At 51.9% G+C, this 13,572-nt stretch carries 11 protein-coding genes and 1 pseudogene; 10 read left to right on the forward strand and 2 right to left on the reverse strand.

The genetic code is table 11. The annotated features are described in order from the left end of the window. Window positions 1-36: 36 nt before the first annotated feature. A complete protein-coding gene (locus J3U06_RS02265) occupies window positions 37-1,956 on the reverse strand; it encodes an alpha/beta hydrolase (protein WP_267444171.1) in 1,920 nt (639 codons plus the stop codon). 289 nt (window positions 1,957-2,245) lie between these two features. Between J3U06_RS02265 and J3U06_RS02270 the strand changes: the two genes are divergently transcribed. Then, window positions 2,246-2,470, forward strand: coding sequence for a helix-turn-helix domain-containing protein (locus J3U06_RS02270; RefSeq protein WP_110417844.1), 225 nt, complete (start codon window positions 2,246-2,248; stop codon window positions 2,468-2,470). A gap of 49 nt (window positions 2,471-2,519) precedes the next feature. Beyond that, window positions 2,520-3,272: an HAD family hydrolase gene (locus J3U06_RS02275; RefSeq protein ID WP_267444172.1), complete on the forward strand. Its 753-nt coding sequence runs from the start codon at window positions 2,520-2,522 to the stop codon at window positions 3,270-3,272. A gap of 10 nt (window positions 3,273-3,282) precedes the next feature. Here the strand turns inward: J3U06_RS02275 and J3U06_RS02280 are convergent. Continuing rightward, a pseudogene (locus J3U06_RS02280) lies at window positions 3,283-3,614 on the reverse strand (nucleotide pyrophosphohydrolase). A gap of 447 nt (window positions 3,615-4,061) precedes the next feature. On the opposite strand from J3U06_RS02280, the gene J3U06_RS02285 reads away from it, so the two are divergent. From J3U06_RS02285 to J3U06_RS02320, 8 genes are all read left to right on the forward strand, one after another. Next, window positions 4,062-5,165 (forward strand): PfkB family carbohydrate kinase, encoded by a 1,104-nt coding sequence (locus J3U06_RS02285; RefSeq protein WP_267444173.1) that lies wholly within the window; start codon window positions 4,062-4,064, stop codon window positions 5,163-5,165. A gap of 200 nt (window positions 5,166-5,365) precedes the next feature. Further along, window positions 5,366-6,340: a carbohydrate kinase family protein gene (locus J3U06_RS02290; protein WP_267444174.1), complete on the forward strand. Its 975-nt coding sequence runs from the start codon at window positions 5,366-5,368 to the stop codon at window positions 6,338-6,340. A gap of 45 nt (window positions 6,341-6,385) precedes the next feature. Beyond that, window positions 6,386-7,081 carry a phosphoribosylanthranilate isomerase gene (locus tag J3U06_RS02295; protein ID WP_267444175.1) on the forward strand — a complete coding sequence of 232 codons (696 nt, stop codon included), beginning with the start codon at window positions 6,386-6,388 and terminating at the stop codon, window positions 7,079-7,081. A gap of 2 nt (window positions 7,082-7,083) precedes the next feature. Then, window positions 7,084-8,241: an iron-containing alcohol dehydrogenase gene (locus J3U06_RS02300; protein ID WP_267399592.1), complete on the forward strand. Its 1,158-nt coding sequence runs from the start codon at window positions 7,084-7,086 to the stop codon at window positions 8,239-8,241. 37 nt (window positions 8,242-8,278) lie between these two features. Further along, window positions 8,279-9,220, forward strand: coding sequence for a nucleoside hydrolase (locus tag J3U06_RS02305; protein WP_267444443.1), 942 nt, complete (start codon window positions 8,279-8,281; stop codon window positions 9,218-9,220). A 3-nt stretch (window positions 9,221-9,223) separates the two neighbouring features. Beyond that, the gene (locus J3U06_RS02310; protein WP_267430243.1) at window positions 9,224-10,636 is read left to right on the forward strand and encodes an MFS transporter; all 1,413 of its coding nucleotides are present in this window, start codon (window positions 9,224-9,226) and stop codon (window positions 10,634-10,636) included. 405 nt (window positions 10,637-11,041) lie between these two features. Then, window positions 11,042-12,223 (forward strand): SLC13 family permease, encoded by a 1,182-nt coding sequence (locus J3U06_RS02315; RefSeq protein ID WP_220237441.1) that lies wholly within the window; start codon window positions 11,042-11,044, stop codon window positions 12,221-12,223. 350 nt (window positions 12,224-12,573) lie between these two features. After that, the gene (locus tag J3U06_RS02320) at window positions 12,574-13,527 is read left to right on the forward strand and encodes an MFS transporter (protein ID WP_324123884.1); all 954 of its coding nucleotides are present in this window, start codon (window positions 12,574-12,576) and stop codon (window positions 13,525-13,527) included. The last annotated feature ends 45 nt before the right edge of the window (window positions 13,528-13,572 follow it).

Raw genomic sequence — 13,572 nt, forward strand, 5'->3', positions numbered from 1 at the left:
GGACGGAGAGGACCTGGGGTTGGTGTGGTCTCCCCGTTAGGCTGGGAAGGATATCTGTGAGTTGATGCAGGTCATCACAGTAACAACGATCGCGGTAATGATGCCACCCAGATAGGGATTTCTGGTGTGACGGTAGATCGCCCGGGTCACCAGAGGCATGACAGCCAGCGGGACCAAGGGTGTCAGCATCCAGTCTGGTATCTGTGTGTTGTTGCCGAACAGGCCGTTGACTCCAGTGACGAAGAAATACCCGTATCCAACCACTGCTATAAGCAGAGCCGGCAGCATGTTGAAGAATGCCAGCAGACCTATGTTGGCTGTTGAGTTCCTCCCGAATGAGGTGGAGTAATTCAGGCTATTGATGAAGACCGATGTGGTTCCGTAGGCTACAAGGAAGAAGGGCAGTAGCTTGAGCATCTCAGGAATCTTGTCGGCGGTAAATGGTCTGGCGGCCCAGTACCAGAACCGGAAATCGGAGTTGAAGAGGAACTTGCATGTGAAGATCAGCAATATAGCCAGAAGACTGACTGTCAGTGCAAGCGTTATTGTCTGCCAAAGTCTTCCTCCACCGATGGGCAGATCAAGATCCGAGACTTTAGTCCCCCTCTTTCGCGCATACAAGCGGTACCACAGAATTGTCAACGCGATCATGAATATGGCATTCAGACAGCCCCACACACCGTAGAACAAGGGCATACCTTGCCGAAAGTAGTTGCCGATATGCTTGTCGACTTTCAGCCCGAACAACGTCAAGGCGCTGGCAACTGAGAAGGCGGTGGCCGACAGTAGGCAGACCCAAAGCCATACTGAACCTCCCTTATAGGTATCAGCTTGACGCATGCGTGCCGGTTCCTCTGAGCCGGCCTTTTTGAAGAGGCTGGTTCTGACCAGACAGAGTGTTCCATAGACCATGAAGAGCATGAGGCCGATCAGTCCAAGAAGCCCTCCGATCATTTTGACAGGATAGATATGATTGCTGTCGGCAAGGTCGGTTTTCATGTTGAAAGCCCTAACCATGAATTGAACAGCATCGGTGCATGGTTGGGATAGGAAGAGCACTGTTCCGTGCGTCCCGTTCTCCATATAAATGACGTGTGAGGCTTGATGGCCATTGATCTGCTTGCGGTACCACCGGCCGCTGATCCCTGCAGGTGTATGGTCAGTGGGCGTGATGCCGAAGTTGAGGAAGGACCGTGCGTTATTTGATTTGAGGTACTGCGGGTTGGGCTTAATTTTGCCAGTTGACGTATCTTTTTCCTTGAAAGAGTAGTCGTCGTATTTGCCGGCGAGTACTCCTACGGTGCGCTCGCGATAGTAGTTGAAGAACTTGCCGTTGGTGTTCTTCTTGGCTGCTTCGACGACGTTCGTCTTGCCGGGAACATACCCGAAGGCGGCCGTCTCGTTGTCCTTATAGACCGGGTCTCGGCTGACATAGAGCACGGTCTTGATCAGTGGATGCTGGCGCTTGTTGTCGATCAGGATGGATTCATGGATGGTGTTCCCGCCTCTTGAATGCCCTGAAACCCCTATCCGATCAGCATCGACAAAGGGGAGAGAGGTGAGGTATTCCACCGTGTCATACAATCCGCGTCCATTTACAAGCCATTCCTGGTCATTGAGGATTTCAGATTCGCCATGGCCGTAAAGGTCGAAAGATATCACGACGAAACCTCTGCGAGCCCACTCGATCTGGAAGTCATCGCTTTTTTCTTTGTTGGTGTTACCTCCGTGAGCAAAGACAATGGCAGGTGCCGGGTGCTTAGAAGAAGCTGTTTTCGGCTGGAGCATGTCCATGCTCAATCGGTGGCCTGACGGCGATTCAATTTGCAGCGTCTCCTTTGTAACGCGTCCTCCATCGGTTTGAGCCAGATTGGACATAAGTCCGCACGCCAGACAGAGAATGAGTGAAATGGCCAAGCCAATGACCGGATTGTTGATGATTGAGGATTTTTTCATTGATTCGTCCTTTTTGTGATGTTTTCATAGTCGCCCAGGATTGTTGCTTTCATTGATGATCCTCGTTGTTCATCGCGTATGTAGGTGCTGAAACCAGCAACGACTACGACTTATCTAGTTTTGGTGCAAGACAGAGCACGGTAATTGTTCCCCGTTTGGATAACCGGTGATGCCTTACTGATATAGTATTACTGGTAAGGCATGACAACCTGGTTTTTGTACCTATTTTGGCTCTGTGGCACATTCTCAAGTACCGGATGGATGGGCGGAATACGCCGTAGTATTAGGTATGAACATACAACGCAGAAGGACGGCTTTGCACTACAGTCAAGAGTTCGTCGCCTATAATGCCAACCTTTCCCGGTTCGCATATCAACAGTTGGAGCATGGCCAGTCGCGACCCGGGAGCCCAGCCAATCCCAGTTTGATCAACATTATGGCAGTTGCTCAAGTGCTCAATGTAAGTCTGGATGAGCTGCTGCCTGATCCATGGCCGGATCTTCATGCTAAGTAATGTGCAGCAGCGCCATTCTTAAGACAGGCCCTGCCGATAGGGTGAATGCATGAACATGGAGCATCAAAAGGATAATAAAGCCCGGTCTGCTGTGGGACGCCGGCCGCTTGCGGTCTTCTGGGACATGGACGGAACTCTGATCGATTCAGAGCCTTACTGGCATCAGGCGGAGGTCGATCTAGTGCGTGAGCATGGAGGAGACTGGAATGCCGACATGGGGTGGCAGGTTTCCGGCAAGCCTCTGACCAAAGTGGCAAGGGTGATGCGGGAGCGTGGTCTTGACCTTCCTGAGGATCAGATTCCAGATCTGCTGATTGATGGAGTAATCGCCATGGAGGAGCGTCACATGCCTTGGATTGAAGGGGTTCGTGCCATCCTGACAGACTTGGTTGAGGCCGGCGTCCCCTCGATTCTGGTCACTACTTCGCCACGCCGCATGGCTCAGGCTGTGGTCGCTAAGGCACCCGAGGGAGCTTTTGCCGACTATGTCTGCGGGGATGATGGGCTGGCGCAGAAGCCCGATCCTGCTCCCTATCTGCATGCGGCCAGTCTGGTGGGCATCAACAGCCCTGATTTGATGGCCTTCTGCCTGGCTTTCGAGGATACCCTGACCGGCATCACCTCGGCTGTGGCCTCAGGAGCTACTACTGTGGCCTATACCGGCACCAACCCGGTCGACACCTCATCAGGCCCCCAGTTCGCTTCCTTGAATAGCTATGTTGGAGTAACCTTGGATGATTTGTCTGCTCTGATTGTCGAGCGACTCGGACGACCGGGGTCGTCGGCTACGCAGACTTGCTGAATCGATCCGCCTACTGCAGGGGCCGGTATTTTCGGCTGGAACCGCGCGAAGTGGCCACCGGATATCTGTCGGCCGTCCTTTGCAGTTTGTCCATGATGATTCGGTCCATGTCCAGATCCAGTCGATCCGCCAGCTGGATGCAATGGGTGAGCACGTCAGCCAGTTCGTCGGTCACGTGGCCTTCATCTCCGTCCCTGGGATCATCCCCCCATTATAGCATTCCAGGAGCTCGGCAGCTTCGATGCAGATGGATTTGGCTAGGTTTGCGGGCGTGTGAAATTGATCCCAGTCGCGCTCGTGCACAAAATCCATCACTGCTGTTTCTGTTTCCTTGCTGATCATGATTTCGAGCCTATCAGCCGGCTATCCTGCCATCATATTGGTGTGGGTTTGTGACATATATTGAGCCGCGTCAGTACCCATCTTAGGTGTATGGCGATAATGCGTTATTGCCTTGAATGGTCAGAGATGTTCTTCGATTAAGTGACCATAAATAGCTGCTGTTGTGGTAAAAATCTGTATCCTAGAATGTTAGCTAGGTTGACCTCAGACTGCCATAGCCCTCGTGCTGATGGCCATCAGTTGGTACTTTTGGCGATCATTCGAGCAGATGTGCTCAAGCAATTGGTAATGGCTTATATAAGGGCTATCTATTCTCATCTTGTATTGCTAATAACTACGGTTTGGCATGCAGTTGGGCCTTATCAAGCCGAGAATGGAACCCGTAAAGGTTCAAAATGATGCTAGATTGTGAAACAGATTCGTCTGGACAAGTGGAGTGAGGCATCTATGGCGGTGACCAATCGCGAAGAACAGATATTGGGGTTGATCAGACAGAATCCGATGATTAGTCAGAACGAACTGGCTCACATTTGCGGCATCACTCGTTCCGGTGTTGCTGCGCATATATCCAATCTTGTGAAGAAAGGCTATTTGTTGGGAAAGGGGTATATAGTTTCACCGCCTACCTATGTCGCAGTGATAGGCGGGATCAACTTGGATATTTATGGTATGTCAGTCAATCCTGTCGTAAGCCATTCTTCTAATGTTGGGAAAATCACGTTCAGCCCTGGTGGCATAGGTCGTAATATTTCGTATGATTTGGGATGTTTGGGCGTAAAGAATTATCTCTTATCAGTCTATGGAGACGATCACAACGGCGCGTTCTTCAAGAAAGATGCCATGGCTAATGGCCTTGACATAACATACTGTCAACAGCTGAGCAACACCCCAACTTCCACCTATTTGTCAGTCAGCGGTCCTGACGGAGACCCTATGGTGGGGTTGGATGACATGGCCAGCAGTGAGCTTATCAGCCCGACTTTTTTGCGTGAGCGTGCTCACATTATTGTTAATGCAAATGCTGTTGTTCTCGATTCCAGCTTAACAGCTGCTTCGATTGCCTGGATATGTGACCATTATTCTGGTCCGATCTATGCTCGAGTTGTTTCTGTCAATAAAGCTTCGCGTTTGATGCCCGTGTTGAACAGAATCGATACTTTGGTACTTAGTCGTGCTGAGTCGCAATTATTGACAAACACGGATGCTTCCGATGAACAAAGTGGTCAGTTTTGTGCTCGTTTCCTGCATGAAGCAGGAGTTCGCTGTGTATATCTGCTTATAGATGGCGTGGGTAATCTATACAGCGATGGAAGCCAATACGTATTCTGTCCTGACGATCAAAGGACCAAGAGCAGACACAATAACGGCGCAGCCTCAGCTGCCTTGTCTGCTCTTCTTTGGTCCCATAGCAAGAAAATGGGCTACCGGGACTGTGCGGAGACTGCATATGCTGCGGCTGCTATGGCCATGGACTGCGTCCAGTCAGTCAATCCGAGTCTGAGCCCGAAAGCCTTGGAGGCTCGTCGCCATTCGTTTTTTGCACGAGAGTAATCAGCTGTCATTAAGTTCCAGCCATAGATCTTTTTCACGCAGCAAACCCAGACTCCTCTCGTAGAGCGGCATCAATGCCGATTTTCAATCCATTTGACAGCGAAGCGAGTCTTCCTTATCATACAAGTAACAATTGTTTATAGAGTAAAACAATTGTTGGTTGTGTCTATGAACGCAACTATGCAAGGAGGCTGGTTTCAATGGTGGATTTCGCAAAGTGCTTATGCGACACCAATCGATATGTTGTCGTTATAGGTGGCATGAATATGGACATTTGTGGACGTCCGAATACTGCCATCGTAGATCGTGATTCAAATCCAGGGAAAGTAAGCTTGTCGGTTGGCGGGGTTGGACAAAATATGGCGCAATCCCTTGCCTGCCTTGATGTTCCCACATACTTGGTGACTGTTTATGGCAATGATGCCAACGGGCGAGTCATGGAGCGGACCTGTCGGGAAAAAGGCATCCATCTGGAATATTCGCAACGTCTAGATGATTACAGATCGTCGACTTACATGTTTATTACAGATGAAACGGGCGATATGCTCGTTGCGGTCAATGACATGGATATCTGCAAACAAATCACACCTTCATTCCTGAAGACCCGTCTTGATTTTGTCAACGGGGCTGCAATTTGTCTTTTGGATGCGAATCTAGCGCCTGAAACCATGGAGTGGATAGGTAGAAACGTAACGGCGCCGCTTTTCGGCGATACCGTCTCGACTGTTAAGGCGGATCATTTCCTGCCCATTCTTAATAAAATGAGTGTGCTTAAGCCCAATGCGATCGAAGCGGGAAAGCTAAGCGGCATAGATATACACGACAAAGCCTCTGCTGAAGAGGGAGCTGCCTGGCTTTTGGACAAAGGCGTCAAAACCGTATATATATCCTTGGGAGCAGAAGGCATTTTGTGTGCTTCCCGGACTTCCGGGACGGAGGAAATGGTTCACGTTCCGCCTTACCCGACGGCCATAGTTACGGCGAATGGGGCCGGAGACACAGGAATGGCTGCTATTGCATGGAGTTACTTCGATGACCCGAATCGTCCTATACGAGATGTAGGCCGCATAGCTCAGGCAGCCTCCAGCATTGCGCTGGAATGCACCAAGGCGGTTCCTGATATCGATGTGCAAAAGATACGTGACAAGATGTCCGCACCCTTAGTTGTTGCATGAACAAATGGTTTTACCACACGGCGAATTTGTCAGTAAAGGAGAACAATGGTAGTCAAGCAACTCTATTCCATCATTCATTATGATGAAAGCATTAAAACCATGGAGGCAGGTGCCGATCATATTGGATTGGTGCCCATGCAGAATGGTGGCGTACCTGCTCAAAGGGTCCCATTGGATCGAGTTCACAAGATTTTCGACGAATGCAGGAACCGCGGAGTGAAAGCAGTGGCCATCATGCTGACCAATGACCCTGACGAGATGATCGAACTAGCCAAACTCATACAGCCTGACATCCTTCATATCGCCGGTGATGGGTATGAGGCCGATAAAACCTTTGCCGAACGGTTGAAAAATGTCGCGCCCACCACAAAGCTTATGCAGGCTGTGCTGGTTAACGATGAATCAGCTGTTGCGCGTGCCAAGCGTCTAGCGGATTTCTGCGATTTCATACTCACGGATTCCGGTCTGGCCCCAGATACGGGCATAGGTGCCAGCGGGCAGACCCATGACTGGAATATCGATGCACGCATTGTCGAGGAATGCGGAAAACCGGTCATCATGGCTGGAGGGCTCGGTCCAGATAACGTAGCGGATGCAATAAGAAAATGCAGGCCATATGGCGTGGATTCGCTCACTAAAACAAGTATCAAGTTCCAGGACGGGTACATGCAGAAGGATATCGACAAAGTTCGTGAATTTTGCAAAAATGCAGACCGCGCGGCCGCAGAAGTAGGTTGCTGATTATGCAATATAAGTTGCTGCAGCGTGTAAAGGTCGTCTCCACTGATGATTTGGGCGAAACCCTAAAAGAGATACTTCAGACCGAATCATACAAGCGGCCCTTGGTAATAACCGATCATTTTGTATCAACAATGCCCCTAGTCGTCAAGGCTCTAGATTGGCTTCGCTCATGTGGAATCGCGGTTTCAGTCTACAACAATGTCGGTTCCGATCCTGCCGAGGGAACAGTAAACGATGCTTTTCTGGCTTTCAAGCAGCATAATGCAGATAGCTTGATTGCCATTGGTGGAGGAAGTTCCATGGATGTGGCTCGCGGAGTCAACATCGTCAGAACCAATGGTGGAGACATTCTGAATTACACTGATCCGACCAGGCCAATTTCACCCTGCCGTGGCCAGATCAGCGTTCCTACCACTGCCGGCACCGGAAGTGAAATGTCCAATGCTCTTGTCGTTACTGATGAATCGTCAAAGACAAAGGTGACCATTTTAGCGGATCCTGCCGTCAGCGAATATGCCGTGCTCAATCCTGAATTGACCCTGTCTTTGCCTCCTGCAATGACCATCGCCTGCGGCCTTGATGCCTTCGGTCATGCGGCGGAAGGATATCTGTCTCGTCAATCAAGCCCCGTAACCGATGCGATTTGCGAAAAAGTCATGTACCTGCTGTACCAATACCTGCCACGTGCTGTGCATGAGGGGAACGATATAGAGGCTAGAGAACGGGTTATGGTGGCCGCGAACCTGGCCGGTTGGATGCTGAACAATACAGGTACGATCGTCGGTCATTCCATCGCTCATGTGCTCGGTTCCCGATACCACATCATCCACGGTGAAGCTGTGGCTTACGCCCTCCCTGCAGTCATGGAGTTTGTAAGCCCGGTTCGTCCTAAGAAAATACGCGAGATTGGTCAGATTCTAGGAGCTTCTTATCCTGAATCCGCGCCCCCGGAGCAGACAACGGTTCTGGCAGTACGAGCCTTCAAGGTTTTCCGGGATAACATACTTGGAATGCGTCCATTCGATACCTACCAGATAGATCGTAAGGAACTGCTGAGCAATGCTTCAGCTGTTGCCAATGAGCGTTTCGCCGGCAATACGCCCCGTACGGTTGATGAGGCAGCAGCCGGTGATCTTCTCGAAGGTTTCGGAACTCGATGATTATCATCATGCAATAAGTAAAGAACGGAGAACGTTGATGAAACGGAAAGTTATTTTGGATTCTGACCCCGGCCATGACGATGCTGTGGCGATTCTCTTGGCTGTCGGCAGTCAGGCGATTGATCTTTTAGGCGTCACTACGGTAGGCGGCAATCAGAGCCTTGACAAGGTGACATACAATGCCAGGGCTGTGCTTGAAATGGCACATGCGACGGATGTGCCAGTGCATGCTGGGTGCGACAGACCATTGGTTCGCCCTCAGGAAGTCGCTGCCTCCATTCATGGTGAGACAGGCCTGGATGGCGTCACGTTGCCAGAACCGACCCGTCCGCTGGATGCTGGTCACGCCGTCGACTGGATCATTGACACGGTAATGAAAAATGAACCAGATACTATAACTTTGGTCCCTACCGGTCCGCTGACCAACATCGCAATGGCCGCCCGCAAGGAACCGCGGATAGTCGAACGGGTCAAGGAAGTCGTCCTTATGGGCGGTGGCTATCATGTCGGTAACTGGAGTGCTGTTGCTGAGTTCAATATCAAAGTGGATCCGGAGGCTGCACATGTGGTTTTCAATGAGCCATGGCCGGTCACTATGGTCGGTTTGGATTTGACCCATCAGGCCCTCTGTACTCCAGAGGTTCAGAAGCGCATAGAAGGCGTTGGAACTGATTTGGCCCATTTCGTTAGTGGACTCATGGACTTCTTCAGGAAATCCTACAAAGACAACCAGGCGTTCGTCGACCCTCCCGTTCATGACCCCTGCACAATTGCGTATCTGATTAATCCAAACATCGTCAAGACTCATCGCTGCCCAGTTGATATCGAGCTGAGAGGAGAGCTGACGACCGGGATGACCGTGGCGGATCTGCGTGGTCCGGAACCCAGTCCTGAAGATTGCCATACTCAGGTTGCCGTGAAGCTGGACTTCGACGGTTTCTGGAACCTGATTATTGATGCCATCGAAAAGATAGGATGAGCGATGACTAAGGAATCCTCTAAAATCCTTGATCAGGGCGGCAAGTCAATTGTTGCCCTGATGACGGCCCTGATGGCTGCCGTCTTCGCTTTCCAGCTCAATGCTTCCATGCTCTCTCCCGCGCTGACGACTATGGAGCATGAGTTGCATACTACGAGTTCTCAAATCGGACTTTCTCAGACGGTATTCTTCACCTCTTGCGCTGTCTTCTCGCTCTTCCTTCCTAGATTGGGTGACCTGGTCGGCCGCAAGAAGGTGCTTTCGGGCATCCTGGTTCTAACCGCCATTGGCTGTGTGATTTCGGCCTTTGCGCCCAACGTGCTCGTGCTTATGATCGGACGAGTCGTTCAAGGGGTTGCAGGCCCTGTTGTCCCTATGACGTTGATTATGTTGCACGCGCAGGTTACAGAAGATTCTAGGTACGCCAGGCTCATGTCCATTCTCACCGCCGTAAATGGCGGCATCGGCGGGGTTGATGCCTTGCTGGGCGGATGGTTGGCCGGGACCTTCGGTTTTCGCTCAGTATTTTGGTTTATGGTTGCTGTTGCCGTATTGGCCATCATACTGGTCGCCGCTTTTGCCCAAGAAAGTCACGCAGCACAGACACCGCGCATGGACTGGGCTGGCGTGATATTTCTTTGTATTGCATTCGTTTGCGCGTATTTCGCCATCAATGAGGCCGAGAAACTGGCTGCGGCCAACTGGTTTATGGTATGCATTGAATTGGTGGTAGCTGCACTGTTCTTCGTGATCTTCTGGAATACGGAGAAGAGAAGCAAAGCTCCTATGGTGACAACAGCTTATCTGAAGCAACGGCGTACTTGGGGGCTTTTGCTGACCACATTGACCACAATGGTAGGCGTCTTCGCAATCATGAATGGAGTGGTACCCGCGCTGGCTCAGGATTCCAAAGTCGGTGCCGGAATGAGTGCCAGTGTGGTTTCGTTTGCGACTTTGACTCCATATGCGCTCGTCGGTTTGGCTTTTGGACCTGTTGCCGGGATACTGGCATCAAAATATGGGTATCACAAGGTACTTCGTGCAGGTCAGCTGGTGAGCATAGTAGGTGTTGTTTTCGGCATTTATGTTTGTCTGTCGCCAAGCGTCTGGTCTCTGGTGGTGATGTCACTGCTTCTGGGTGTTTCATACGCGGGAACGGTCAATATCATGCTGAATGGCCTCGGTGTGGTGCTTTCGCCGGCTGACAATACCGGGTATCTTCCGGGGTTGAACTCAGGCGGATTTAATCTAGGAGCCGGGCTGAGTTACGCCGTACTATACGCCATAATGAACCTTGTAGCCGGTACGTCCGGCGCTCAGGCAGGTTACGTCTCCTCCATGATCGGCTCTGCTGTCCTTCTGGTCCTTGCGTTCCTTTGCTCTTTCCTCATTCCAAAGCAGGATGAGGTCCAATAGACATTGGACGCACTGGCAGCAGTTTTGTTGGCCTTGTTCAGCTTGAGATTAAGAAAGATAGTTCAGGACGGCAAGATTGCGTCCTTGTAATTCGTTCTTAAACATTTGGAAGCTATCGGCGATGAAAAGGTGTTTGGCATCATTGCGATTCCCGATCCGGAGCGAATGAGCGACAGGTAGTATTGCGCCGATAGGGGTCCTGCGAATGCATGGATTCGCAGGACCCCTTTCTGTGCCTTGCGGGTATCCGACAAGAGTCGGAAGTCGGGGCCAGACAGGCTAGCGGCCAGTAGGCCCCGATAAGCCGACCGTAGGCACAGCAGCGGAAAATAGCGCCATGAGGGGTCCTGTAAGCCTCTGTCAGGCGCGTAAACTAAGTGAGGAATTCGTTCGCCGGAGGTGACCATGCAACATCGGGTGATCGGGCTGCTGAAAAACGAGACCGTTCTGGTTGTCGCGGCAGTCATCGCTCTCATATCCTGCATCCTCATTCCTCCCGACAGGCAGTATCTGGGCTATATCCATGTCAATACCCTCACCCAGCTGGGTTCTCTGATGATGGTGGTCTGCGGCTTTCAGCGCATCGGGGTCTTCCACGCCATTGGCGCCGGCCTGCTGAGTCGTGTCCGCTCGGTGCGGGGCCTGGCTTTGGTTCTGGTTTCCCTGCCTTTCTTCTCCAGCATGTTCATCACGAACGATGTAGCCCTGGTTACCTTTGTGCCCTTCGCCATTGCTGTTCTCATCATGGCTGGTTTGGAAAGCCATGCTCTGCTGATCGTCACCCTGATGACGTTGGGCGCCAATGTGGGCAGCATGCTAACGCCCATCGGCAACGCCCACAACTTATATCTCAAGGCCCGCTCCGAGATGCCTACTGGTGAGTTCCTCTTCCTTATGGTGCCTTATGCCCTGGTCGCTGCCCTGATGCTCTTCCTGTGCTGCTGGTTTGCCTTCAGGAATCGGCATCTTAACAAGTTCGAGGGCATGGATCCGCAGGAGATTCGCCGCAGCGTATTGGCGCCCAGGGAGGATGAGATACAGCCTCAGGTGAAAGAGATGCAGCAGTCCAGCGGCTGGCGCATCGCCATCTACCTCCTTCTCTTTCTTGTCTGCCTGCTGGGCGTGGCCAAACTGATATCCCAATGGGTTATGGTTTTGGTGGTAGCGGTGACCTTCTTGATCTGCGATAGGGGGGTCTTTCTGCATGTAGATTGGGGACTCCTGCTGACCTTCGTGGCTTTCTTCGTTTTCATCGGCAATGCGAGGAGGATTCCCCAGTTTTATAACCTGGTCAGCGGCCTGGTCAATATCCATCCTCTGATTACCTCGGTCCTGTGCAGCCAGGTCATCAGCAATGTGCCCACAGCCCTTCTGGTCTCAGGTTTTTCGACAGCCTGGCACCCGATCATTCTTGGCACCAACCTGGGCGGGCTCGGAACCTTGGTCGCTTCGATGGCCTCGCTGATTTCCTACAAGGCCGTAGTCAAGCAGTATCCGGGCAAGAAAGGCGAGTACCTGAAAATCTACACCGTTTTTAATCTGCTCTTCCTCGTCGTGTTGCTTGGCATGGCCCTGCTGCTGGAGTAGACTACCCACATCAACCAGGAATGGTGCTGCTGACATTGAGAGGGAGGCAGCGACGGTGGAACCGGACCCGTGCGCGTCTAAGTCCAATGACACAGGGATATTGTCCAGGCAGAATCTTGGAATTCTGGTTGGAATCATGGCCTTGGCCATCATGTCGCGGTTTGACTCCATCATTTCTCCCTCCGTGGCGGCCATCCAGGCATCCTTTCCTCGCACTGATCCTTCCACCGTTGAGTCTGTGGTTTCCATCGGCTCTTCGGCTGCTATAGTTTCCGCCCTTTTATTCGGTCACCTCTTGACCAGAATGAGTTTCAGAACCGCTGGCTGCATCAGCCTGTCTGTGTGTCGCGCTGGGCGGCTTGATGCCCCTTTTTGTGCACAGCAGTGTAGGCCAGCTGCTCTTGTTTGCCTTGGTTGTCGGGTTTGGCGTGGGCATCGCCACTACGGTTCTACCCAGCCTGTCGGCCAGGTTCTTCCGTGGAGAACAGTTGGCGGCGCTGATGGGATTGGTCCTAGCTGTTCAGGATGGCTCTTCCATGTTGGTTCTTGCTCTGGGCGGTGTCCTGGCCAAGGGAGGGTGGCTACACAACTATTGGCTCTATTTTCTGGCCTTGCCCGCCCTGGTCTTGGTCATCTTCATGGTTCCTGGGGTCGGCGCCGTCGAAGAGGAGTCGGAAAAGGCCGTAAGATCTGAAGCGTCGTCGTCTAAAAAAAGTGGACAATGCTGGTGGGCTACCATTTCCTGCATTCTCATTGGGTTTCTGAGCATTTTCCTGGTCGCGGTCCTGTACAACAAGCTCGCGGTATACATAGCCAAGTATGGTTTGGGCGGCACCAGTGCTGCCGGGGTGGCCCTGATGTTCAACACGGGTTCCTCAGTCGTGATCGGGCTTAGCATCAACGGCATCAAGCGGGTATGCCAGCAATGGACCATTCCGGTTGCCTTCCTTTTGATGGCCCTGGGCGCCCTGCTCTTCCTGACCACTCGCTCGTTCCCGCTGGTTTGTTTATCGGCATTTCTGATTGGTTCGGGCAGTGCCATCAATATGGCCACCTGCCCCTACTATCTGTCCAATCTGACTGAGCACAAGCGCTATCCGCTGGTCATGGGGGTCTTTTCAGCCACCACCAGCCTTGGTTTTACGGCATCCACCTGGGTCTTCAAGGCTTTCTCAACAGTGTTTGGCCTGGATCCGGTGACCGGCAGTTTCATGGGCATGCTGATCATTGCTCTGCTGGCTGCCGTCATTCTCTTGCTTGTCCGCTTCCAGAGCTGTGTCGAGTCACGCTTCATTGAGCGATAAGCCACTCTTTTAGACAGTGTGAGCCAAAAGTGAAGCATTGTCGCT

The sequence above is a fragment of the Bifidobacterium sp. B4142 genome, from assembly GCF_026537325.1.
Classification (GTDB): domain Bacteria; phylum Actinomycetota; class Actinomycetes; order Actinomycetales; family Bifidobacteriaceae; genus Bombiscardovia.